Below are 25,101 nucleotides of genomic sequence, written 5' to 3'. Positions count from 1 at the left end.
TTAGTATTCTTAAAATCGTGAGGATATTTTATGCAACTTGATGAACGAGCGAATTTTTCAAATAGTAAATCTGCGTTAAGCAAGGATTTTCGTTTAGCTTTGCTTGACTTAGATGGCGTAGTGTATAGAGGCGGAAAATCCGTTGAATACGCAGCCGAATCAATTGAAAATGCTCAAAAAAATGGCATGTTTATTGAATACACAACTAATAATTCTTCTCGTTTTCAAGAAGTTGTAGCAAGTCAGCTAGAAAGTTTTGGCTTAAAAGTAGAGCCGTGGCAAATCATAACGTCTTCACTTGTAGCTGCTCGAATGGTTGCTCGATATGTTCCAAGCGGTTCAAACGTTTTAGTTTTAGGCGCAGATCATCTTGTACAAGAGGTTCGTAGCGCTGGTCTTAATCCAGTAAAGTCTTGTAAAGATAATCCAAAAGCCGTTATTCAAGGCTGGTATCCGCAAATGACTTGGCAAGAAATGGCACAAGTCGCTTTTGCTGTAGAGCGCGGAGCTAAGTATTTTGTTACTAATCGCGATTTAACAATTCCACGTGAATTCGGTATAGCTCCTGGATGCGGTTCTATGATTCAAGCTGTAGTAAATGCCACTGGAGTAGAGCCTATTGCGTCTGCTGGAAAGCCCGAGTGCGCAATGTACGACGAAGCGCGATTGTTGGTTGCTGCAAACGCAAAGCACAATGATGAAGATATTAAAGAATATGCGCAAAAAGACGAATTTGGAAATCCTGTAATAAGTATTGAGCGCTCGCTTGCTGTAGGAGACAGATTAGACACAGACATTGAAGCAGGTACCAGAGGGGGGTATGAGTCTCTTCTAGTGCTTACGGGCGTTACCAATCCGCGCATGTTGTTTGAAGCTCCAAAACACTTGCGACCAAGCTTTGTTTCTAAGGATTTAAGGGGATTGAACGAGGTGCATGTTGCTCCTAAGCGCGTTGACGATTCTACGTTTGTATGCGGAACTTCTAGAGCGCAAATCGTTAGTAACTCTATTGAAGTAAACAATCCTAATGATTGCAACGCTTTGCGTGCTGCTTGTGCGCTCGCTTGGAGCTTAATGGATAGTGGAAAATCGCTTGAAGATTACATTCTTCCAGAGTTTTCTTTGTGATTTGTGACTTGTGGCTTTGTGATTTGTGGCTTACGACTTGCGATTTACGACTTTATACTTTAAGCGAGGTTTTTAATGCTAGACGAAGATGATTTAGCTCAGCGCTTAGACTGCGCGCTTGTAAATCGCAGTTTAGTAAAGAGTAGAACTACATCTCAACGCTTAATCAAGTCTGGAGTAGTGAAAGTAGATAATCGTATTGTTAAAAAATCGTCATTTTTAGTGAAAAAATCGCAAAAAATAAGCCTTGACGAATCAAAAGAAGAAAATTCTTGCGTTAAATACGTTTCTAGAGGAGCACTAAAACTCGAAGGCGCATTTCGCTTATTTGAGAATTTGGGCTTAAAAGTTGATTCAAATACTAAAGCATTAGATATTGGCGCTTCTACTGGCGGTTTTTGCGATTATTTGTTGCAAAATGGCGTCAATAGCGTTATAGCTTTAGACGTTGGACACGGTCAATTGCACACAAAAATCGCAAGCAATCCGCGCGTTATTGAAATGAGTGGCGTAAATATTAGAAATGTTTACGCGGAAGATTTGCCATACAAGCCGAATCTTATAGTCTCCGATGTCTCTTTTATATCTCTTAGCTTTGTGATTCCAGTAATTGCACGTATTGCGCAAAATAACGCGAATATTGTTCTTCTTGTAAAGCCGCAATTTGAAGTTGGTAAAGGAAATCTTGGCAAGCACGGAATTGTAACAGATAAAAACCTAAGACTTAAAGCCTTAGAAAATGTTAAAGAATGCGCTAAAAACAATTGTTTAAGCGTTATTGCAACTCGCGAATCACCTATAGAGGGAACTCACGGGAACGTTGAATATCTTCTTTATGCGCGATTTAATAGTCAAATTTAATAGTCAAGAGATTGTTTGATAAATATTTGCATAAGATTAATGTGCAATATTGCAATATGTAGATTAATGCACAATATGTAGTGCAACAATTACAATAACTATTAATGTTTGTAAAGCTGCGATTAGGCTACGATTAATCTGTAAATAAGCTACGATTAATCTACAAATAGCTACAAAGGGGGTGCTATGCAAGAACGTTTAGAAGGTAATTCTGCTTCTCGCAATGCTCTTGTGGTTACGCATGCGCGTCTTGATGGCAACAGTGCTGTTGTAAATCAAGTTACTACTCAGCTTAAAAATGCTGGTTTTAATGTTAGTGTGTTTCATAGTGCTGCAGTTTCGGATTTTGCGCAAAAAATCGCTCAAGGAGTAGATAAAAATACGGAAATTGTTGTTGTGCTAGGTGGGGATGGCACAATGCTTCAAGCTGCAGAATTAGTGCATTGCACTCCTGTTCCAATTATTGGAATAAACCTTGGGCATGTTGGTTTTTTGGCGGAATTTGAGAGCTTCCAGATAGATGAAGCTATGCGAAGAATTGCGCAAAAAGACTACTTTTTAGAGCATAGAATGGAAGCGCATGTAGATGTTTGGCTCCCTGGAGCGAGCGAGCCTTTAAGTGATTGGGCGCTTAACGATATTACTTTAGATAGGGCAGATCGTGGGCGGATGGTGGAGCTTTCGATTCGCGTTGACAACGTTGAAATGTCGTCTTTTGGGTGCGACGGCGTGATTGTTTCTACGCCTACTGGTTCTACTGCGTACGCGTTTTCTGCAGGTGGGCCGATTATGTGGCCAAATGTTGAGGCTTTGCAACTTGTTCCTTTGGCTGCACACGCGCTTTTTTCTAGACCATTGATTATTGGAGCAGGTTCTACTTTTACGATTGATATTTTGCAAGAATCATCTTCTGGTGGGTGGATTTGCTGCGATGGAAGGCGTCAAAGAGCTTTGCCGCAAGGTTCTAGGATTCAAATTAGGCAATCTAAAGATGAGTTGCTTTTGGCACGACTTTCTGGCGTTCCATTTACGCAAAGATTAGTCACAAAGTTTGATTTGCCAGTTGTTGGATGGCGTGAAAATCGCAGAAAAGTGGCCGCTAAGCCTAAGATTTATGAAGCAAATCTTCATAATGAAACCGATAGAAATTATGAAGATAGCGCATGCGTAGATGGTGCAAGTGTAGATAGCGCTGATGGCAATGCTGACTGTAATGCAGAATATTCAATCGTCCCTAATAATCTAAACCTATAGGGGGTATTTGTGCTTGAAGAACTTGAGATTCGTAATTTAGGCCCAATTTCTAACGCTGTTATTACGCCTTCTAAAGGAATGACTGCAATAACTGGCGAAACTGGTGCTGGAAAGTCTATGCTTTTAAGTGCTATAAAGCTTATATCTGGAGGAAAAGCAGATTCTGCAAAAGTATCATCTTTTGCAAATGAGTCGTGGGCGCAAGGCGTGTTTTCTGTGTCAAAATCCAGCGATGTTGCGCAAATATTGCAAGAATCTGGGATTAATGCCGAAGAATGTGAAGATGACGATTCTAAAGAAGAAGTTTACGTATCTAGATCTGTTCCAAAAACTGGTAGATCAAGAGCTGTAATATCTGGTTATTCTGTTCCAAAATCATTGCTAGAAAGCGTTTGCTCGCACACAATAACAATTCATGGTCAAAGCGATCAGCTTCGCATAGCAACAGCCTCAAAGCAGCGTGAATTCTTGGATTCAATCTCTTGTAATTCTAAAGAATTGCAAGACTATGAATCCGCGTTTAATAAGTGGCAAAGTGCCGTTGAATCATATAATCGCCTTATAAATCAGCAATCGTCTTCTAGGCAGCGCGCAGACTATTTGCGTGAATCGTTAGAAAAAATTCGCCAAATCGATCCAAAACCAAATGAGGATGAAAATCTTAAAGCTAAAAGAGATCGCATAGAAAACGCTGCTCAAATCGTTGGAGCTATTAGCGAAGCAATCTCTTCGTTAGACGCAAGTCAAATTGATTATGGCGCAATAGATTCAGTTGACGCATTACATTTGGTAGACAATGCATCTAAGGCAATTCGCTCAATTCGAGTTGACGGAGATTATAGCGCGATTGCAAATCAACTTGACGATATTTCTTCCCAAATTTCCGACATTGTTATGCAACTTGCGCAGCAGTTAGATGTTGATGAAAGTCAGGAAGATTTAGACGCTATTAACAATCGTATTCACGATTTAAGCGATTTAACACGCAGATGGGGCCCGCAAATTGACGATGTTTTAGAGTGGGCCAAAAAAGCGCAATTTGAGCTTGAAGATTTGGATGATTCGCCAGAAGCTGTTGCGCGCGCTAAAGATTTGTGCGAGAAGACTTATAAAGACGCTGAAAAACTTGCCGAAGCTCTTTATAGCACGCGCAAAGTTGTTGCAAAAAAGTTTAGCGACGAAGTTAGCAAAGAGCTTGAATCCTTATCTATGCCAGATGCGCAACTTTTTATTAATGTTTCTAAGCGCGATAAAAACAAGGACGGAAAATTTGATTTGAACGTGCACGGCTTAGATAGTGTTGAGTTTCTTTTTAAGCCTTTCCCTGCGTCTAACTATTTGCCAATGGGCAGTAGTGCTTCGGGTGGAGAACTCAGTAGGCTTATGCTTGCAATGGAGCTTGTTAGCGCAAAACAAAATCGCAGTAATAATCAATCAATGACGTTTATTTTCGACGAAGTTGATGCAGGTGTTGGAGGCGTTGCAGCAGTAGAGTTAGGCAAGCGCCTGGCTTTGCTTGCTAAAAGTTCACAAGTGATTGTTGTAACGCATTTAGCTCAAGTAGCAGCTTTTGCAAACGTTCAATTTGTTGTTAGAAAAAAGATTGAAAGCGCGGCGGATTCTGGAGCTGATTCTGGAGCTGATTCTAGTGCGGATTCTGGCGAGAATTCTAGTTTTGCAGATACAACTGTTACCAAATTAGATGAGATTAGCCGCCAAAGCGAAATCGCAAGAATGCTTTCGGGAAGCCAATCGCAAGCATCTTTGGATCATGCAAAAGAATTGCTTGAAAATAGTAAAGTCTAATGAAAAATCTTAAGCTAATTCAAAGTAATTTTTCTAAAACAGATTTTTCTAAAACAGATTTTTCTAAAACAGAATAATAGGGTTAATATCAAAGATAATCGGGATTAATAATATGAGCGAAAATGCATTAGTTGATAATTCAAATTGTGCTGCGATTTTTGATTTTGACGGAACTTTGCTTGATTCTTTGAACGTTTGGGACAAGATAGACGAAGAGAGTTTTGCTAAGCGCGGTATTAAAGTGCCTGCCGATTTTGCTGATTCCACGGCAACAATGACACCTCGCCAAGTTGCGGATTATGTTATTAAGCGTTTTGGTTTTACGGATTCTCCCGAAGATTTAATGAAAGAGTGGCAAGACATGGCTTTTGACGCATACGCAAAGCATTTGCCGCTTAGAAAAGGCGCTAAAAATTACGTTGATTATTTGCATAAAACTGGTGCGAAAACTGTTCTTATAACTACTCTTTCTAAGTCTTTATGTGTTGCTGCGTTAAAGCGTACGGATTTGTATGATTACTTTGATTTGATGATTTTTGGAGAAGATTTAGAAAGTAATGCAAAAAATAGCTATAAAACTTATGTTGACTTAGCAAAGCGAATTGGCGTAAAACCAAGCGATTGCACTGTTTTTGAGGATTCTGATGCAGCACTAAAATCAGCTCGTTTAGCTGGAATGAAAACTTGTGGGGTAGTGGATTTAATAAATGGTGACTTTGACTTTGCGCCAAAAAGTCTTAAATAAAAGCCAAAGTAAAAGTCTTAAATAAAATCCAAAAGTTGAGGTGAGGTTTCACATACCCCGGGTTTTGTCGCGTGCAAAATGCACACGGATGACCATCCATCTCGATTTGACGTTACCGCCAAACTCTAGCAGTCTACCCGAAGACTTAGGCGAGCAGCCCTTAAACACCTTCTGCTTGACCTTGCTCCCAATGAGGCTTGCCATGCGGCTAACTGTTACCAGAAGCCCGGTGGTCTCTTACACCGCCGTTTCACCCTTACCTAAACAAAAGTTTAGGCGGTCTATTCTCTGTTGCGCTATCTCTCAGGTTGCCCTGGGCGGACGTTATCCGCCATTGTGCTCTACGGAGCCCGGAAGTTCCTCAGCTACTCCGAATGAACATTGCAGCCGCGGTCATCGTGAAACCTCAACCTTCCCAATTATAGCAGACGTCTTAATTTTGCGCATATTTTGCGACTCGCTAGAAAATGGCGGCTTTTAGCGGATATAATAGATGTATCAGCGGCGCTGGTGCCGTTGACGTGTACACAAGCCGATTTTATATCGGATTACTTAAGGAGGTTCGCATGGAGATCGTCATCACTGGACGTCATACGCAAATTAAGCAAAGATTCCGTGACGTTGTAGAAAGCAAGATGAATCGTGTGACCGCCATTGCTCCAGATGCGCAGCGCATTCAGATTGTGCTTAACACTGAGGGCAATCCAAGGCAGGCAGATACTGCAAAAAGAGTTGAAATTACTGTAGTTGCAGGAAGTACGGTTATTCGCGCAGAAGCGTCTAGCACAGATCAATACAGTGCATTAGATATGGCATTAGATAAGTTGACGCTTCGCTTGCGTAGAACTAGAGATCGCCGCAAGGATCATCGTCGTGGCTACGAGCAGATGGTTCCAGTTGACTTGGGTGTTGTAGAGCCAGAAGTTGAAACAACTGTTGAAGAAGTTGTTCAAGTTGATGGAACAAATAGTGCAGATGCTGCGGTTGCTTCCGACTTGGGTCCTGGCGAATCAGTGGAAGTGAGTGTTGGAGATACTCCTATTGTGATTCGTCGTAAGCTCCACATTGCCGAGCCAATGAGCATTGATGAAGCATTGTACGAGATGGAACTTATTGGTCACGATTTCTTCCTGTTTGTAAATAAAGAAACCATGCGTCCATCGGTTGTATACCGTAGGCATGGATGGAGTTATGGTGTGTTTGAGATTGATACTCCAGAAAATGTTGCTAAAAAGAAGTAACAAAACAGTAAAGAAACAATAGAAAAATAAGGGTAAATAAAGTAAATAAAATAACTCATATGAGTGCAATGCCCGTCTAGTAATAAGCTAGGCGGGCATTTTATGCGTTGTTTTGGACTCGCGAGCTGCAAAAATCGTAGCCGTCGCGTAATATAGGCACAGTTTACGTCTATATTGGCTAGCCGAATAATAGACACGACCTAAGGGAGCTAAACGTGGTAGATATCGTTGATAAAGCCTTGCGCATGGGTGAAGGCCGTCAATTGAAGCGCCTTGAGAACGTTGCGAAGGCTGTGAATGCGCTTGAAGATCAGATTTCTGCGCTTTCGGACGAGGAACTTAAAGGACAAACGGCAAAATTCAAGCAAAAGTTAGACAATGGTGCGAAGCTTGATGACTTAATGCCAGAGGCCTTTGCTACAGTGCGAGAAGTTTCAAAGCGTACTCTTGGTCAGCGTCACTTTGACGTTCAGCTTATGGGCGGTGCAGCATTGCATTGGGGCAATATTGCAGAAATGAAGACTGGTGAAGGTAAAACACTCGTTGCAACACTGCCTAGCTATTTGAACGCTTTGGAAGGCAAGGGCGTTCATGTTGTTACAGTTAACGACTATCTTGCTAGCTACCAGAGTGAGCTTATGGGTCGTATTTACAGGTTCCTTGGCATGAGCGTTGGATGCATTATTACAGATCAGCAGCCTCCAGAGCGCAGGAAGCAATACAACGCAGATATTACTTACGGCACAAACAACGAGTTTGGCTTTGACTATTTGCGAGACAACATGGCTTGGGAAAAGGGTGATCTTGTTCAGCGTGGTCATCATTATGCAATCGTCGATGAGGTTGATTCTATTCTTATTGATGAGGCTCGTACGCCACTTATTATCTCGGGACCTGCCGAAGGCGATGTTACGCGTTGGTATCGCGAGTTTGCAAAGCTTGTTCTAAAGCTTGATCGCGATGTTGATTACAAAATTGACGAAAAGCGCAAGACTGCTGGTATTTTGGATCCAGGCATTGCAAAGATTGAAGATTATTTAGGTATTGATAATCTTTACGAGCCAAGCAACACTGCTTTGATTGGCTACTTGAACAATGCTTTGAAAGCTAAGGAATTGTTCCTTCTTGATCGCGATTACGTTGTTACTAATGGCGAAGTTTTGATTGTTGACGAGCACACTGGCCGTGTTCTTCCAGGTCGTCGTTATAGCGAGGGCTTGCATCAGGCGATTGAAGCTAAAGAGAATGTTGAAGTAAAAGCAGAAAATCAGACTTTTGCAACTATTACTTTGCAAAACTACTTCCGCATGTACGACAAGCTCGCTGGCATGACTGGTACTGCAGAAACGGAAGCTGCCGAGTTTATGGGAACATACAAGCTTGGCGTTCTTCCAATTCCTTCTAACCGTCCAGTTATTCGTATGGATAAGGATGATTTGATCTTCCGCACTAAGAAAGAAAAGCTTGCTGCGATTGTTCGAGACGTAGCTCAGCGTCATGCAAAGGGTCAGCCTGTTTTGCTTGGTACTGCATCGGTTGAATCTTCCGAAATCGTTTCCTCGCTTTTGGATGTTGCTCGTATTCCTCATCAAGTGTTGAATGCTAAGCAAAACGCTAAGGAAGCAGCTGTTGTTGCTGTTGCAGGTCGTAAGGGTGCTGTGACTGTTGCTACAAACATGGCAGGTCGTGGTACAGATATTATGCTTGGCGGAAACGTTGAGTTTTTGGCAGATGCAAAGCTTAAAGCAGAAGGCTATTCTCCAGACGATACTCCAGAAGAGTACGAGAAGCGTTGGCCAGGCGTTTTGGCAGAAGTTAAGGAACAAGTTAAAGACGAGCACGAAGAAGTTAAGAAGCTTGGTGGCTTGTATGTTCTTGGTACTGAGCGCCACGAATCTCGTCGTATTGATAATCAGCTTAGAGGCCGTTCTGGCCGTCAGGGTGATCCTGGCGAATCGCGCTTCTACTTAAGCTTGGAAGATGACTTAATGCGTTTGTTCAACACTCAGCTTGTTGCGCGTGTTATGGCTAAGGGCTTGCCAGAAGGCGAACCAATCGAATCTAAGTATGTTTCTAATGGCGTGCGCACGGCTCAAAAGACTGTTGAAGCGCGTAACTTTGAAATGCGTAAGAACGTTTTGAAGTATGACGATGTTATGAACAAGCAGCGTACCGTTATTTATTCAGAACGTCAGGCTGTTCTTAAGGGCGAAGATATTCACGAAGATATCTTAAAGTTTATTAAAGATACTGCAGATAGCTACGTTCGTGGAGCAATGAACGGTTCCGATAAGCCTAAGGATTGGGATTGGGAAGGCCTTAAAGATGCTGTGAACGCAGTTATGCCAATTATTGTTGATTGGGATCAGCTTCGCTTGCAAATTGAGCCTCTTAAGGGTCAAAAAGCTGTTGATGCTTTAAGAGACACGATTGTAGATGGTGTAACAACTATTTATGCAGTGTTTGAAGAGCGAATGGGATCCGATAGTTTGCGTCAGTTTGAGCGCAGAGTTGTTTTGGCTGTTCTTGATAGAAAGTGGCGCGAACATCTTTACGAGATGGACTACTTAAAGGATGGCATTGGCTTGCGCGGTATGGGTCAGCGAGATCCTTTGGTTGAGTACCAACGCGAAGGCTTCCAAATGTACAACTCTATGATTGAGGCCATTAAGGAAGAGTCTATTCAGCTTCTGTTCCGCATGAATCTTGAGCAGATTGTTGCAGAAACAGAAAACCAAGATGATTCTTATATGGACGAAAGCATTGAGCAAGAGGAGCAAGAAGACGAGCATTCTGGAATCGTCGGCCCTGCTCCTATGAGCCATGCAGAAGGCGAAGTTCCATTAAGCAAGCGTCCAAAGGCGGAGGAGTGGAAGACTCCTTGGGCAGATGGTCGTACGTTCCCTGGAACAAATAAGAATGACGAATGCCCATGCGGATCTGGCAGAAAGTACAAGCTTTGCCATGGTCAAAATGAGGATTAAAGTCAAAGTCTTATAAAGTAACGTTTTATAAAAATGAGGCTGGTGTTAATGCATCAGCCTCATTCTTTTCTTTTTTGCTCGAATACACTTAAACTCGCTAGTTCTAAACTCGCGCGCCTTTTCCAAACTCGTTATAGTCTTCGCTAGAAGTATTGTCCTTTTTTCTGCTCATAAGTAGGCCTGCGCCACCAATCAAAAATAGGAAAGCGCTAACAGAGCCAGTGTAAATCGCAAAATATGGCACTAGAACGCTCAAAATCATGCCTAGAACGCCCAAAACAAACACGCTCCATAAAACTATAAGGGTAATGGAAACGTTCTTAAAATGGGGGTTTGGAGCAACAAAGTCATCTCCGTATTCGTCCATTGTTTTATCAACATCGAGCCAGCTTGATGTTGTGTTATCTCTTGGACCAGGTTTAGTGTTAAATGCTATGTTTTTTAATGGTTCTGCAGCTTGATTAATGCGTTTTCTAAAGATTTTTGCGCTTTTAGACTTTTCTAAATCATTAAAATCTTTTTTGTGCTCGCTAACGAATTGAGACCAGTCGTCGTTAAAGTTTTTACTAAACGAATCGTCACCATTGCTGTTTTCGTTATTATACAAACGGTTATGGGAGTTGGTATTCTTAGAAGAAGTCATGAATTATACTGTAGCAAGTCTGCTTGATAGTTTGAATGCTATTTTGTGAATCTTGCTAGAATGGGGATTAGCATGTTGTATTGGTTCTTTGTAAAGGGGTTTGGATTCATTGCTCGCTTAAGGATTCACCCTACTGCTCAAGGAGTCAATAATATTCCTAAAACAGGTGGAGCGATTATTGCAGCAAATCATCTTGCTGTTATTGACGACGCGCTTTTACCTCTTACATGCCCTCGAATGATTCATTTTATGGGAAAAGCTGAGTATTTTGAAGGCAAAGGATTAAAGGGGCGATTCAAAAAGTGGTGGTTTACGTCTGTTGGCGTGTTTCCAGTGGATCGTTCTGGCGGATCAAAATCGCTTGGCGCGTTGAATCACGCTAAAGAAATCCTAGAAAAAGGTCAGCTTTTTGGTATTCACATTGAAGGAACAAGAAGCCCAGATGGAAAGCTATATAAGGGTCATTCAGGCGCTGCAAGATTAGCTCTAGAAACAGGATGTCCGATTGTTCCAGTTGCGATTGTTGGCACTCGCGAACTTCAAAAACATGGCCAGATTATGCCTGCAAAGGGCAATACTAAGGCGATTTACGGAAAGCCAATCGAAGTTAGCAAGATGAGTCCAGAAGAAATTACGCACGATATTCTTCGAGATCTTACTAATAAAGTAACAAAAGCAATCCAACAAATGAGCGGTCAAGAGTACGTTGACGAATATGCGCAAACTGTTAAAAAGCGCATGCTAGAAGAGTCGCAAGCAAAAACAGATAATCGTTAAGTTAAATAGTTAAATAATCGTTAACGTTACTGTTGTTGGATTTCCGCTTTCGTCTAGAACTCTAACTTGAGACCCTGGAGCCGCGGATTGGAATCTAACAGTGTGCATAAGATCGCCCAAAGGCGCAGAAATATTAACTTTTAATCCAAGCGATTCAAGTATTCTTCTAGCTTCATTAGCGTTCTTATTGCGCACATCTGGCATTGTTATAGTCTTCGGTCCCTTAGAAACAACAACATCGAGTTTATCTCCCCAATGCATTTGCGTTCCCTTTTGCACAGACGCGCTAATAATCTTGCCTTTTCCTACTTTGTCATTAAACTCTTCGCTGTAGTTTGGAACTAATTTTGCTTCGTTAAATGCCTTATCTGCTTCTTCTTTTGTAAGATTAACAACGTCTGGCATAGAAACAGGCATTGGCCCTTTAGAAAGAATCACAGTAATATTTTTATTGTGATTCATTTGCATTCCAGGAGTTGGCGAAATCTCAACAACGCATCCTTTAGGAATTTCCAAAGAATAAATATCTTCGCTTGATTTATGCGTAATAGAAGTAAATCCTGCCTTTTTTAATGCTTTTATAGGATCTTTTCCAGCATTGGAAGTTGGATCTATAATGTCTTCTGGAATAGTTGACTTGCGTACGCCTTTTGAAACAACAATTTTAACGCGGCCATTATTTCGCTTAGAGATTTTGCTGCCACTAAAATCTGGATTAGTGAAAATAATGTTTCCTTCGGGTATGTTGTCGCTAAAGTCTTTAGAAACCGAATAAGGAATATTAGATATTTTAAGAGTGCGCTCGTAGTCTGCCCACGGAACGTTTGTTATTTTACATGCACTTTGTGATGCGCATTCTTGCGTGTTTGGTTTTGGTAAAGACCAATAGCTTCCAGGGCCTAAATAGTACCAGTACGCGCCAAATGCTACTGCGGCTGCTGCGATTGCTGCGCAACTTGCAGATATAATAATAATGTTTTTGCGCGTTTTTTTGCCATTGTCGTTTGCATTATTAGACTTATTTCTTTTAGCTTTTAATCGTTCACTAATAAATTGCGGTGCGCGCATTGTAACAGTGAGCATATTATTATCGTTAAAGTCTTCTAGAGGATTGCTACTTGTTGAAGACGAATAGTTTGAAGAACCTTCATTAAAATCGGAGTTTTTTGTAGATAATGCTTGAGTTGCGTCAATATCAGCTGTTTTATCTATGTCTGTAGTTTTATCCATATCTACAGTTTTATTTAGCTCTTTTGTGTTAGATATAGTATCATTCGACGAATCAGAATTACCCAAAGTATTGCTATTAAAAGTATTGCTATTAATGCTAGGCGGAAGCGGTATTTGGGATTTTAGATTAGAGTTTTTATCTTCAAGTTTGTTTGTTATTATCGAGCCTTCAAAAGATTGATTTTCTGCGTCTAAATCTACTTCAAACTTATATTGCCACTCTTCTTCGCTTAAGCCAGAGCACACTCTTCTTAAAATATTAAGCGCTTTAGAAGCATCACTTGGTCTTTTTTCCATTTCTCGAGCAGTAATCGAACTAAGAAAATCAGCAACCGAAGAATTGATATCTTTGCAAACAGTTTTTATAGAAGGGGTGTCTTCGTGAACATGCTTAAAAACAAGAGTTACTGAATTATCCGCGTTAAAAGGAACTCTGCCAGCTAACATCTCCCAAGCCATCATTCCTGCGGAATATAAATCTCCTTGAGGAGTTGCAAGATTCTTCTCAATCATTTCTGGAGCAAGGTATGCAGCCGTTCCAAGAAGAAGACCCGTAGAAGAAAGAGTTGCTTGAGAAATTGCACGCGCAAGTCCAAAATCGGTGATTTGCACGTTTCCGCGGTCGTTAATCAAAATATTTTCTGGCTTAATATCTCTGTGTACAACGCCAGCAAGGTGTGCGGATGCAAGACCATCTAAAGTCTGGGCCAGCACGCGCAAAGTATCTTTTACACTAAAAGTGCCGTATTTGTTCATCTCGTATCTAAGATTTACGCCATGAACATATTCCATAACTAAGTAGTCAAGTCCTTCAAATTCGCCAGTATCGTAAACTTGAACAATATGCGGATTTGCGATTGATGCTGCAGAAGTTGCTTCTCGGCGGAACCTTGCAATAAATTGTTCTCGGTGAAGACCTTGAGCAAGCTGAGTATGCATGATTTTAAGCGCAACAGGGCGATTAAGACGCTCATCTTGCGCTTTATAAACAGTAGCCATGCCACCTTCCGCTATCTTTTTAACTATGCGATAGCGATTTTCAATACACATTCCCAGTTGCGCTTGAACTTCACTCATATAGTAAATCCCTTATACGCGTATTAAAACACACTATTTAAAAGTGTACAGGTAATACAGTAAAGAATAGTCGCAATTTTCGCTTATTGCCATTCTTTAGGAATAAACATGCTAGAAATATTGTGCAAAATGACTTTACTATGATTGCTTAGCGAACTAGTGTCTATTTTTTCTTGCGATTCAACCCAAAGATTGTGAATGCGCTTTTTAGACTTACTTATAGCGCCGCTTTGATTGTAAATATCAATGATTTTTTTAACATCGTCTTCGCTTCGACTTTTAGAAGTGTATGCGTCTATAAGGAAGAGCTTATCTTCGGGAGTGCAAAGTTCTAATGCGTCTGCTAGAAGAACAGCGCGTTTTCCTTCCCGAATATCTCCTCCGATTGGCTTACCTGTGTGAGCAGAATCCGAAACAATATCTAAAAGATCGTCTGCAAGTTGGAATGCGATTCCTAAAGGATCTCCAATTTGATTCGCTAAATTGATTGCGTAGTCTTTTTGCATTCCAGCAGCCAAAAATCCTAGAGCAAGAGGTGCAATAGTTGTGTAACTTGCAGTTTTCCACCTAAAAACGTTTATAGAAGATTCTGCAAGTTTTTGTGGATTATCCAGGCTCATCATTTCGATTGAAAGGTCTAGAATTTGGCCAATTCCAACGTTTTTTTGCATGTTTGTAAATTCGCATAAAACCTCATTAGGATTTTGCAAATTTTCGCACGCTTTTCTAGTTATGTCGAAGCTTTGAGACGCTAGAATATCTCCGAGCATTAATCCAAGACCAGTTCCAATATGACTATTGTTTGTGGCTTTAGATAGCGCACAATATGCGCTTGGTTTTCCTCGTCTTAAAGCGGATTCGTCGATTATGTCGTCGTGAACAAGAGCTGCTGTTTGAAATACTTCTAGAGCACAAGCAACGTCTAGCATTGCGTTTTTTGAGTTTTTGTAAGAATTGTCACTTTGTGTAGCTGAGTTGCTCTCTTTTGCTGCATCAAAAGCATATAATGCTAATAAAGCTCTAAGTCGTTTTCCGCCTTCGCTAGACAAAATTGCTTGGGAAACAACGTTTTTAAGTGTTTTATTGCAATTAGAAATAAGATTTTTGCAAGCTAAAGAATCAAATTGACTATAAATTAATTCGCTTATACGCGTATCGATGCATGACTTTTGCGAATCTAAACTCATATCTACGAGTTATTCACATGCCTTAGACATTGCAGAAGTGAGTATTTCCTAAGACTTTTCTAGGATTTTTCTAGGATTTATAGCCTTTAACCACATTGCTTAGTTTTTATTGCGCTATCGCTTTTGCGATGCAAAACTCTTATTTACAAAGTTAAAAGAAGCCACAAAATCAATACTGCAAATAGCAAGTAACGAATAGCAAGTAACGAATAGCAAGTAACGAATAGCAAGTAACAAATAGCAAGTAACAAATAACAAGCAACAAACAAACAGGGGAGGAATTATGAAAACAATAAAAAACGAGTCTAAAGGCTGCGAAATCAGCGAGACACAATTTTTTGAAGACAAAGATCATGAATATTCAACTTTTAAAGAGATGACGAATATTTATGCTGCAAGTATGATTTGTAACAAATCCGAAGACTATTTTGCTGTGAGCTATGCTTCTGGAAAAACAATAGAAAAAGTGGATCTTAATCATCTTCCAAAAGAGTGTATAGCAGTTTTAGACATTCCTAAAGATTATGTTAACAATCATCATGATTACAACGATAATTGGATTAAAAATCTTAGATCTTTAGCTCCAGAATTTTTTGAAAAGTATATTGATTACATAAACAGAGATTTAGATGTTAAATGTAAGCAAGAAGTATTCTCGGCTTTTGATATTTTTGTAAATCAATCAATACGCAACTGGAATAATATGATTTGCAAAAAAGAAGGAAACATTGTAGGCTACGACCTTATAATGCTGCCGATTGCAATGTTTGACAATATTAACGTTCGAGACACTTTGCTTGTAGATTTATTGGATTCTAAAGGTGAGTACTACAATATTGATTCGTTGCTTACTCTAGCTTTTGAGCCTAGAACAAAAGAAATCTCTAAGGATTTAAGATGTTTTCTAGAAGAAAAATTTAACGAAGAGCACGAGCTTCCAGATATTTGCAAAGCGTTAGACGTTGTAAATCTACTAAAAGCTATGGCTTGTGTTGTAGATGGAATCCCAGAGTTAAAAGTGCAAGTTTACGCTTTAATGTGCTATATAAGTTGGTGGTTTAGGCTAGGTAATGTTGAAAAATATGTTGAAATGGCGTTAGATATAGATCCTGATTGCTCAATGGTTAGAATAGTAGATAACGCATATAGGAATCATGTAGAGCCAGCGTGGTGTAGAAAATTCGCCACGCCGCAAGAAGAAAGTAATAAGGAATCGTCCTTAGAAGATGATTAACTTCTTAATGAAAAGTTGCCCTTGCCATAACTGTACCTTTATGGTATAGTAGAGTGCCTTTAGGGTATAGCAAAATTAAATACCCTATTTTGGCTGATTACTTTGTGTTAGCGGGGAATCTACAGGAGGAAAAGTTTGGCGAGCGAAAATAAAGCAAGTGTCGATTCCAAGACGAGCAAAGAAGAACAACAAGACTTTAAGATTGATGAAAACGTTGACGCTCAAGATGTTGACGTTAATGTTGATGCGCCAATGGATCCAGACGAAGATCACATGGATTTAGAAGATTTTGATGAAATTCACGATGATCTTGATGTAGACGACGTAGACGACTTGGATGATGATGACGACATTAATAATCTAGACGATATCTCTGAAGACGAAGACGGCGAAGAAACGGACGAAAACAAGCCAGAAGCTCCGCAAGTTCCTCAAGCAAAAGGCGCTTTTATTGTTCGAGATGACGACGATGACGATAATCTTACGCCTTCTGGCAACCCAAAGCGTCGAGTAATCGCTACTGGAGCTACGGCAGATCCTGTTAAAGACTACTTAAAGCAGATTGGTCGCGTTAGCCTTCTTAACGCGGAGCAGGAAGTTGATTTGTCGGAGAGAATCGAAGCTGGCTTATATGCTCAGCATTTGCTCGATACGCAAATCGACCAAATGGAGTTTAAGCGCAAGCGCGAGCTTAAGTGGGCTGCAGCAGATGGTAAGAAAGCTAAAGATCATCTTCTAGAAGCAAACTTACGACTTGTTGTTTCTCTTGCTAAAAGGTATACGGGCAGGGGCATGCTTTTCCTTGATTTAATTCAGGAAGGTAACCTTGGTTTAATTCGTGCAGTAGAAAAGTTCGATTGGAAGAAGGGCTTTAAGTTCTCAACCTACGCAACTTGGTGGATTCGCCAGGCGATTACGCGTGCTATGGCAGATCAGGCTCGTACAATTCGAGTTCCAGTGCATATGGTGGAAGTTATTAATAAGCTTTCTAGAGTTCAGCGTCAAATGCTTCAAGACTTGGGTCGCGAGCCTACGCCAGATGAGCTTGCACGCGAGCTTGATATGCCTGTAGAAAAGGTGCAAGAAGTGCAAAAGTATGGTCGTGAGCCTATTTCTTTGCACACTCCTTTGGGTGAAGACGGCGATTCTGAGTTTGGTGATTTGATTGAAGATACCGATGCAATCGCACCTTCGGATGCAGTAGCATTCTCGCTTCTTCAAGAGCAGTTTAGGCAAGTTTTGGAAACTCTGGCTCCTAGAGAAGCTGGTGTTATTAAAATGCGCTACGGTTTGGAAGATGGACAGCCTAAGACTTTGGACGATATTGGTCGCGTGTATGGCGTTACTCGCGAACGCATTCGTCAAATCGAGTCTAAGACTATGTCTAAGTTGCGTCATCCTTCTAGGTCGCAAACCTTGCGTGACTTCTTAGATCAGTGATTTGTTATTAGATACGCTCTAGTAGCTTTAATTGTTGTTGTATAAGGAGTAAAAGTGGCTTCTCTTAAAGAGCAAGAGCAATATGATGCCGATAGTTTGACCGTGCTTGAAGGCTTGGATGCTGTTCGTAAGCGCCCAGGTATGTATATTGGCACTACAGACAGTCAAGGCTTAATGCATTGCCTTTGGGAGATTATTGATAATGCGGTTGATGAGGCTTTAGCTGGTGCTTGCAATCATATTATTGTTACTCTTCACAACGATGGTTCTATTGAAGTTGCGGATAATGGTCGCGGTATTCCAGTAGACGTGGAGCCAAAAACAAAGCTTACTGGCGTTGAAGTTGTTCTAACTAAGCTTCACGCTGGAGCAAAGTTTGGTAACGCTTCGTACAATGCTGCAGGCGGATTGCATGGTGTTGGCTCTTCTGTTGTAAATGCGTTGAGCTTGCGATTAGACGTAGAAGTAGATAGAGACGGAAAAACGCATCATATGGCTTTCCATCAGGGGCATCCTGGTGTTTATAGCGATGCAGATTCAGCAAATCCGTCTCCTGCTTCTCCTTTTAAGCGCACGCGCAAGAACAAGCCTACTGAGCTTGAGATTATTGGTACGGTTTCGCCAAAAACTACTGGTACTCGAGTTCGTTATTGGGCGGATCCTGAGATTTTTAATTCAACAGCTCGCTTTAGTTACGAACAGTTGATTGACAGAGTTCGTCAAACCAGTTTTTTGGTTCCAGGATTGCGCATTACTGTTATTGATGAGCATGTTCCAGAAGGCGAATTTAGCGATATTCAAGAGATTGATGTTAGCGCTAGTGATGATGCGAATGCTAATACTAGTGATTTAACAGATGATTTGGCTTTTAAGGATGAATCGCAAGCAACCGTAGATAATGAATCTAATGAGCTAAATCAATCTGAATATGAATCAGAAGAATCTGAATCTGATGGCGAATCGGAAGTTGAATCCGATGGCGAAATTGATAGCGAATCCGAAGAATCCGAAGAATCAGAAGAATCCACCGAACAATCTGTTGCAAATAGTGAGTCTGCTAGAGAATTGCAAAATAATCATCATCCTAGAGTTGTTGAATTTTTGCATAATGGCGGAGTAAAAGATTTTGTTGACTTTCTTTCAAAAGGTCAAGCAATCTCCGATATTTGGCGTATTTCTGGCGAAGATACGTATGTAGAAGAAACGCAAGCTGTTGATTCTGCAGGGGATTTACATGCTCAACAAGTAACACGTAAATGCGGTGTTGACATTGCAATGCGATGGGTGAATGGCTACGATTCAACGATTATTAGCTTTGTGAACGTTGTTGAAACTCCTGGCGGAGGCATGCACGTAGACGGATTCTTGCAAGGATTGACTAAGCAAATTCGCAAGGCTGTTGAAGACAATGCTAGAAAACTTAAAGTCAATCTTAAAGATTCAAACACTAAGATTGAGCGAGACGATATTCTGGCTGGAATGGTTGCTGTTGTAACGGTTCGTATAGCAGAGCCTCAATTCCAGGGTCAAACTAAAGATGTTCTTGGGACTGCTCAAGTTAAGCCAATCGTTACAAAAATGACGGATGCTCAATTTGGGGAAATGATTAGCGGATCCAAGCGAGGATTTAAAGAGCAGTCTGCTAGAGTTTTAGAGAAAATCGTTTCCGAGATGCATGCGCGTATTCAAGCGCGTAAAACTAAGGAAGTTACTCGCAGAAAGAATGCGCTTGAGTCTGCTTCTATGCCGCCAAAACTTTCTGATTGTCAGCCTGGAAACGACGATGTTGCAGAACTTTTCATCGTAGAGGGCGATTCTGCACTTGGTACTGCAAAAGCTGCTCGAAATTCCGCTTTCCAAGCGCTTTTGCCAATACGCGGTAAGATTTTGAACGTTCAAAAAGCAAGTCTTGCTCAAATGCTCTCTAACAAAGAGTGCGCTGCAATCATTCAAGTTGTTGGAGCAGGATCGGGCGCAAGTTTTGATATTTCGCAAGCGCGTTATAACAAGATTGTTATGATGACCGATGCTGATGTTGATGGCGCGCACATTCGTATTTTGCTTCTTACGCTGTTTTATCGCTATATGCGTCCGCTTATTGAGAACGGTCATGTTTATGCTGCAGTGCCGCCGCTTCACAGAATTGCTCTCGCTGGAAAGCACAAAGGCGAGTATATTTACACGTATTCCGACGACGAATTGGCTGGAAAGCTTGATGACTTGCAAGCTAAGGGCATTGATTTTAACAGCGATATTCAGCGCTACAAGGGCTTGGGTGAGATGGATGCAGATCAGCTTGCAGACACAACTATGGACCCTAGAACTCGCATGTTAAGAAGGATTCGTATGGAAGATGCTCAACAAGCAAGCGAAGTATTCGATTTGCTAATGGGCGATGACGTTCCTCCACGCAAGCAGTTTATTGTTGATAACGCAGACGACTTTGATCGCTCCAAAATCGATACCTGATTTTGTTTTACTTGCGCGTTAAGTTACTTAATATTTGTAATTTTCTTCGCATTGCATGATGTGTATGACAAATTTTGAATTGTAATTACATTATGACATTTAGTTAAGTTATAATGATTTTATGATATAATTGCAAATGCAGGTTTGCTTCAATAGTGGAAGTGAGTCTGGGATTTTGCATTTATTGATTTTCTTAGAATTTGTTTTATAAGAGGGAAAAATGAACAAGAAAACTGTGATTTTATTATCGACTACGATGATGAGTATTGCTACCGCTGCTTGCGCTTTTTGCGTTGCGCAGACTGCGAATGCTGCTGATACTTACGTGGATTCTGGCACTTCCACTGCAAAAGTTACTACCCCCCCCCCAATTGAAAATAGCTCTTCTCAAAAAACTGATACTTTTGATAAGAGTGTTATAAAGTCTTCTGATTCTTCTGAAAAAGGTAATGCAAAATCTGAAGAGAATGTGAAACCAAAGTCTGGTACAAATATTGATACGAAGTCTGATATAAAGACTGAATCCAAGCTTGAAGCTAAGAGCGATGTAAAGTCTGATGCAAAGCTTGATACAAAGACTAATGTAAACACTGGCGTTAAGACTACTGCTAAATCTAATGCAGATTCTGTTGTAAATACTGATACAAAGACTGAATCAAACATTGATTCAAAGTCTAAAGGTGAGGAAGCTCCAGTTTCACCAACAATTTTTAATCAAGCGCTTTTTGCTAGTGGTAAGCCAGGTCCTAATCAAACTCCTAAACCTCAAACACAAACAACCGAGCTTAGAGTAAGTCTTTGCTGGGAAACCATGAACAAAGATAATAAAAATGCATTTATTAAGGGTGATAGCGATTTTGGTCAATTGAATTTTGAGAATTGGGACTTTGGTTCCACGCTAGATTCTTCTAGACAAGACGTAAAGGATGCGTTTAAGAATATACAGTTTCAGATAAAAGATACAACTGATAACAAGGTAGTAGCAACAACTACTGGCACCTATGATCCTGATACTGCTACTAGTGCAACCAAAAGCTTGGGTAGTTATGATTCAAACCATACATATGAAGTGTCAGTGGTAAACAGCACAGTTCCAAGCCCGTATTATGTGACATACAATAATGTTTCTGTAGATGAAGGTGATGAATTTACACCTAGTGTTAGCCACTTTACATGGACTCCAGCTAGCGGGTCTAATAAAACGCAAAACAAATATTTTCGTCTTAATGCCTTGGAAATTGTGTATGCCAAGGATGAGGATGTTGCATCTAAGTGTTTCTCGTACGCGCAGCCTCAAAACTCTAATAAGGAGTATCAATCTGACGGAAACTGGAAGTTCACATATAACAAGGATAATATTTTTGAACGTCTTCGTGTAAAAGATAATGTTATTCAGTTCCCGACAACTAATCCTACAAAAGCAGGTTACAAGTTTGTTGGTTGGCAGTTCTATGTTGCTAAAAAGAAAAACGGCAAACCGTATACGTCGTATGACCGTATGTTTGATGACGATAAAAAGATAATAGATAACACAACTGTTGACTATGTACCATTTAACGAACAAACTACTACCTACCCATATTTATTTGCTGTGATTAGAGATAGCAAGGGTGTAAATACGTTTGGAAGTAAACTAGGTACACAATATTGCACTACAAACCACACATTCGTTGTGTTCCCAAAGTGGATAAAAGAAGCTGATCATACAGTTACTTTTATGAATGAGGGCAGTGAGTATGCGAAAGTAAAAGTGCAAGAAGGTAAATCTATTAATAGCGATGAGTGGACTGATCAGTCTATGCCTGCTAATCCTTCTAAAACGGGTTATACATTTAGAGGTTGGAGTACGGACGAAACCGGTAAAGATAAAACCAAGGAATTTAGTGCTGCCACACCAGTAACAGGCGATATGACAGTTTATGCTATTTATGATTTGAATGCGACTGTTATGAATGTTGCTCCAACGCTTACTTTGCAAGATAAAACGATTACTGAAGGCGATTCGATTGATTTGAATAGTCTTATAGTGTCTGCTAAAGATCCGGAAGATGGTGATATAACCAGTAAGGTAAAGCTAACCGATAACGGTGGTTTTGATAATACTAAAGTTGGCTCCTATAAGATTACGTTTAGTGTAACAGATAATGGTGGCGCTACTGCAACAGCATCTGCCACAGTAACTGTTACTAAGAAGCCAACGCCACCGACCCCACCAGAGCCAGAGCCAACACCGGTTCCTGTTCCTGAGCCTGAGCAGGAACTTGAGCCAGCGCCAGCTCCTGCTCAGCCTGAGCAGCCGGAACAGCAAAAGCAGCCTGAAGCTAAGCATGCTGCCAAGCATTTGCCTGATACTGGTGTTGGTGTTGCACCATTGTTTGAGTCTTTGTTTGAGTCTTTGTTTGCTGGTTTTGGTTTGTCTATGTTCAAGTCTCGCCGCAAGCATTAAATGCGAAACTCGAATATAATCGCGTATAAGAATTAAGAATATTGGAATAAGGCTTCTGATTAATGTTTTATAGCATCAAGTTAGAAGCCTTATTGCATGTGTAATTTTTGATGTAAAATGTATTAAAAGCTTGTTTTAAGAATTATTACTTTGTAGTCAGTGTTCTATTGTACTTTATCTTAAAAAGGAGGGTTTTATGGTTGGTAATAAGCAGGAAGTCTTTGACAAGGATAAGCTTGATTTTGCAATATTTTGTATTGAAAATGTTGCTAAGAAGCTTAATCAAAACCCTCGCGATACGTATGATGCTTTGACTAAGAAGAGTAATATTCTTATGTCTTATATTATTCCATCTTATGACGTTTTGCACACTCAAGGCAAAGAGTATATTACAAACGATATTATTTCCTTCATGCGCGAAAAATGTGTAAAAGTATGATTGTTTATCACGGTTCTTTTATGCCTGTTGAATTTCCAGATGTATTGCATTCGCGTAAAGATGTTGATTTTGGCGCAGGATTCTACGTTACATCAATACGTAGCCAGGCTGATAATTGGGCGAAGAAATTTATTCGCAAAGGCAATGATGCGTTTGTTTCTTCTTATAATTTTGACGATGATGTGCTTAGTGAATTATCTGTTCTTAAGTTTGATTCATATTCTGAAGAATGGCTTAATTTCATACTTAGTGCTCGTACTGGAAATGATACAAGTAGTTTTGAAGTGGTAATTGGCGGTGTGGCAAACGATAAGGTTTATAACACACTTGAATTGTTGTTTGATGATTTAATTACTAAGTCTGAAGCTTTAGGCAGACTAAAATATGAAAAGCCTAATAATCAAATATGTTTTAGAAGTCAGAAAGCTATTGATTTGTGTCTTACATACATAAAAAGCGAGTGTGTAAATAGTAAGTTTTTAGGGGAGTGATGGATTTTGATGGCGAATCCTATTTTGTTGCAAAAGAAGTATGCTAGGGTTGTAAGTCTTCTGGCTGAGCGTGCTGGGTTGAGTTATGAGCAGGCGCTTGACGTGTTTTACCATTCTGTTACTTACGATTTGATGCGTAATGGTATTTCGGATATGCATTGTATGAGCGACGGATATTTGGTTCAAGATTTGCTTGATGAGATGCACGAATCTAGTGAGAAAAACAATTTGTAAATGTTATAGTGCTGGCGTTTTTTAATCCTACCTAAATTCTAATGCAAAAACTTATAACTCGTTTGATGAATTGATATGTGAATATGATTAACCTTCTTCTTGCAATTATCTATTTAGCATTTATTAGCTTGGGTTTGCCAGATGCTATTTTAGGATCTGCTTGGCCGACTATGAGCCACGATATTGGCGCGCAAATTTCTTGGGCTGGCGGAATATCAATGGTTATTTTTGCAGGAACTATTGTGTCTGCTCTATTGAGTGACAGAATAACTAAGCGTTTTGGTGCAGGCAAAGTTACGTTTGTGTCTGTTGCTCTAACTGCATTGGCATTGTTGGGTTTTTCTTTTGCGCCGAATTACCTTGTGCTTATTTTTCTGGCAATTCCGTACGGACTTGGTGCTGGAGGAGTAGACGCTGCTCTTAACAACTATGTTGCTTTGCACTACGAAAGCCGTCATATGAGCTGGCTTCACTGCATGTGGGGTATTGGAGCTTCAGCTGGGCCTTACGTTATGGGTTTTGCGCTTTCTTGCGGATTTGGATGGTCTGCAGGGTATCAATATATTGCTATTGTTCAAGTTATATTAACTGTAATATTGTTTGCAAGTTTGCCATTGTGGAATAATCGTAAATCGCATAAATTACTAAAACCTATTCAGATATCTAAAGAATATTCTAAAACGCTATCTTTTTCAGAAGTTTTGCGCATTCCTGGAGCTAAAAATATTTTTATAATGTTTTTCTGCTACTGCGCTATTGAACAAACTGCAGGATTATGGGCTAGTAGTTACATGGTTTTGCACGGGGGAGTTAGCCGCGTTGTTGCAGCGGGTTGGGCAAGTTTATTTTATGTTGGTATTACAGCAGGACGATTTATAAGCGGATTTTTGACAATGCGTTTTAATGATGAAACCATGATTCGTCTTGGGCAACTAGTGATGATTTTAGGCGTTATTGTATTGTTATTGCCATTGCCAAATCATATAGCATTGGTTGCAGGATTTGTGATTATTGGTTTAGGTTGTGCGCCTATTTATCCATGCATTATTCATTCCACACCGCATTATTTTGGAGCTGATAAATCGCAAGCGATTGTTGGCGTGCAAATGGCTAGCGCATATATTGGATCAATGCTAATGCCTGCAATCTTTGGGTTTATTGGTCAAAACGTGTCTATGTCTTTGCTGCCAGCATATTTGATTATTTTGCTATCTGCAATGGCGTTTATGCATATGAAATTGATTCGGACTTGCAAAAGTTTAGTATGAAAATATTTTTGTGTGATTGTTTGCTGGTTTTGGTTTAAGATTTATTAAGATTATTGTGAGTTTGGTTACATTTGATTGCTATTGAAAGTGTAAGTTGTAGAATATGTGAAGATTCAAACTAATACTGTTAAGCACATGTATTATATT

General features: G+C 40.2%; 20 protein-coding genes and 1 other RNA gene. 17 read left to right on the top strand and 4 right to left on the bottom strand.

Annotated features, from left to right (window positions below; genetic code table 11):
- Window positions 1-30 precede the first annotated feature (30 nt).
- The 6 genes from MAF46_RS03150 (at window position 31) to MAF46_RS03130 (ending at window position 5,794) form a co-directional block, all read left to right on the top strand.
- On the top strand, window positions 31-1,128 hold the full coding sequence (locus MAF46_RS03150) for an HAD-IIA family hydrolase (RefSeq protein ID WP_060785471.1): 1,098 nt from the start codon (window positions 31-33) through the stop codon (window positions 1,126-1,128).
- A gap of 75 nt (window positions 1,129-1,203) precedes the next feature.
- Window positions 1,204-1,989, top strand: a complete 786-nt coding sequence (locus MAF46_RS03145; RefSeq protein WP_060785470.1) for a TlyA family RNA methyltransferase — start codon at window positions 1,204-1,206, stop codon at window positions 1,987-1,989.
- Between the two features lie 186 nt (window positions 1,990-2,175).
- A complete protein-coding gene (locus MAF46_RS03140) occupies window positions 2,176-3,243 on the top strand; it encodes an NAD kinase (protein WP_060785469.1) in 1,068 nt (355 codons plus the stop codon).
- A 9-nt stretch (window positions 3,244-3,252) separates the two neighbouring features.
- The gene (gene recN, locus MAF46_RS03135) at window positions 3,253-5,049 is read left to right on the top strand and encodes a DNA repair protein RecN (RefSeq protein ID WP_060785468.1); all 1,797 of its coding nucleotides are present in this window, start codon (window positions 3,253-3,255) and stop codon (window positions 5,047-5,049) included.
- Window positions 5,049-5,126, top strand: coding sequence for a pentapeptide repeat-containing protein (locus MAF46_RS06045; RefSeq protein WP_145988654.1), 78 nt, complete (start codon window positions 5,049-5,051; stop codon window positions 5,124-5,126). Before recN ends, MAF46_RS06045 begins: the two co-directional genes overlap by 1 nt.
- Window positions 5,127-5,161: 35 nt before the next feature.
- Window positions 5,162-5,794 carry an HAD family hydrolase gene (locus MAF46_RS03130; RefSeq protein ID WP_060785467.1) on the top strand — a complete coding sequence of 211 codons (633 nt, stop codon included), beginning with the start codon at window positions 5,162-5,164 and terminating at the stop codon, window positions 5,792-5,794.
- Between the two features lie 37 nt (window positions 5,795-5,831).
- On the opposite strand, the gene rnpB is transcribed toward MAF46_RS03130, so the two are convergent.
- Window positions 5,832-6,203, bottom strand: an RNA gene (rnpB, locus tag MAF46_RS03125) — RNase P RNA component class A.
- Window positions 6,204-6,360: 157 nt separating this feature from the next.
- Here rnpB and hpf point away from each other — a divergent pair.
- Entirely contained in the window at window positions 6,361-7,035 is a 675-nt protein-coding gene (hpf, locus tag MAF46_RS03120) for a ribosome hibernation-promoting factor, HPF/YfiA family (protein ID WP_004132090.1), read from the top strand.
- 215 nt (window positions 7,036-7,250) lie between these two features.
- The gene (gene secA, locus MAF46_RS03115; RefSeq protein ID WP_060785466.1) at window positions 7,251-10,019 is read left to right on the top strand and encodes a preprotein translocase subunit SecA; all 2,769 of its coding nucleotides are present in this window, start codon (window positions 7,251-7,253) and stop codon (window positions 10,017-10,019) included.
- A gap of 103 nt (window positions 10,020-10,122) precedes the next feature.
- On the opposite strand, the gene MAF46_RS03110 is transcribed toward secA, so the two are convergent.
- Window positions 10,123-10,662 carry a hypothetical protein gene (locus MAF46_RS03110; RefSeq protein WP_060785465.1) on the bottom strand — a complete coding sequence of 180 codons (540 nt, stop codon included), beginning with the start codon at window positions 10,660-10,662 and terminating at the stop codon, window positions 10,123-10,125.
- 72 nt (window positions 10,663-10,734) lie between these two features.
- On the opposite strand from MAF46_RS03110, the gene MAF46_RS03105 reads away from it, so the two are divergent.
- Window positions 10,735-11,439: a lysophospholipid acyltransferase family protein gene (locus MAF46_RS03105; RefSeq protein WP_004574600.1), complete on the top strand. Its 705-nt coding sequence runs from the start codon at window positions 10,735-10,737 to the stop codon at window positions 11,437-11,439.
- A 9-nt stretch (window positions 11,440-11,448) separates the two neighbouring features.
- Here the strand turns inward: MAF46_RS03105 and MAF46_RS03100 are convergent, their stop codons facing one another.
- Together MAF46_RS03100 and MAF46_RS03095 are read right to left on the bottom strand one after the other, a co-directional pair.
- The gene (locus tag MAF46_RS03100; protein WP_004574599.1) at window positions 11,449-13,746 is read right to left on the bottom strand and encodes a protein kinase domain-containing protein; all 2,298 of its coding nucleotides are present in this window, start codon (window positions 13,744-13,746) and stop codon (window positions 11,449-11,451) included.
- Between the two features lie 83 nt (window positions 13,747-13,829).
- Window positions 13,830-14,933 carry a polyprenyl synthetase family protein gene (locus MAF46_RS03095; protein ID WP_060785464.1) on the bottom strand — a complete coding sequence of 368 codons (1,104 nt, stop codon included), beginning with the start codon at window positions 14,931-14,933 and terminating at the stop codon, window positions 13,830-13,832.
- 283 nt (window positions 14,934-15,216) lie between these two features.
- Here MAF46_RS03095 and MAF46_RS03090 point away from each other — a divergent pair, with 283 nt between their 5' ends.
- The 8 genes from MAF46_RS03090 (at window position 15,217) to MAF46_RS03055 (ending at window position 24,954) form a co-directional block, all read left to right on the top strand.
- The gene (locus tag MAF46_RS03090) at window positions 15,217-16,167 is read left to right on the top strand and encodes a hypothetical protein (RefSeq protein ID WP_060785463.1); all 951 of its coding nucleotides are present in this window, start codon (window positions 15,217-15,219) and stop codon (window positions 16,165-16,167) included.
- A gap of 135 nt (window positions 16,168-16,302) precedes the next feature.
- Window positions 16,303-17,607 (top strand): RNA polymerase sigma factor, encoded by a 1,305-nt coding sequence (locus MAF46_RS03085; RefSeq protein WP_081090751.1) that lies wholly within the window; start codon window positions 16,303-16,305, stop codon window positions 17,605-17,607.
- Between the two features lie 54 nt (window positions 17,608-17,661).
- The gene (locus tag MAF46_RS03080) at window positions 17,662-20,076 is read left to right on the top strand and encodes a DNA gyrase/topoisomerase IV subunit B (RefSeq protein WP_060785461.1); all 2,415 of its coding nucleotides are present in this window, start codon (window positions 17,662-17,664) and stop codon (window positions 20,074-20,076) included.
- Window positions 20,077-20,296: 220 nt separating this feature from the next.
- On the top strand, window positions 20,297-22,522 hold the full coding sequence (locus MAF46_RS03075) for an InlB B-repeat-containing protein (protein WP_060785460.1): 2,226 nt from the start codon (window positions 20,297-20,299) through the stop codon (window positions 22,520-22,522).
- A 196-nt stretch (window positions 22,523-22,718) separates the two neighbouring features.
- Complete coding sequence (locus tag MAF46_RS03070; RefSeq protein WP_020758557.1) at window positions 22,719-22,961, top strand: DUF3791 domain-containing protein; 243 nt, start codon at window positions 22,719-22,721, stop codon at window positions 22,959-22,961.
- Window positions 22,962-22,981: 20 nt separating this feature from the next.
- A complete protein-coding gene (locus MAF46_RS03065) occupies window positions 22,982-23,452 on the top strand; it encodes a DUF3990 domain-containing protein (protein WP_230472040.1) in 471 nt (156 codons plus the stop codon).
- 9 nt (window positions 23,453-23,461) lie between these two features.
- Entirely contained in the window at window positions 23,462-23,686 is a 225-nt protein-coding gene (locus MAF46_RS03060; RefSeq protein WP_004132107.1) for a DUF3791 domain-containing protein, read from the top strand.
- 83 nt (window positions 23,687-23,769) lie between these two features.
- On the top strand, window positions 23,770-24,954 hold the full coding sequence (locus MAF46_RS03055) for an MFS transporter (RefSeq protein WP_018627643.1): 1,185 nt from the start codon (window positions 23,770-23,772) through the stop codon (window positions 24,952-24,954).
- Window positions 24,955-25,101: the final 147 nt, after the last annotated feature.

This window comes from Gardnerella pickettii (assembly GCF_029226345.1).
GTDB lineage: Bacteria > Actinomycetota > Actinomycetes > Actinomycetales > Bifidobacteriaceae > Bifidobacterium > Bifidobacterium piotii.
This window is presented reverse-complemented; position numbering and strand designations above follow the sequence as displayed.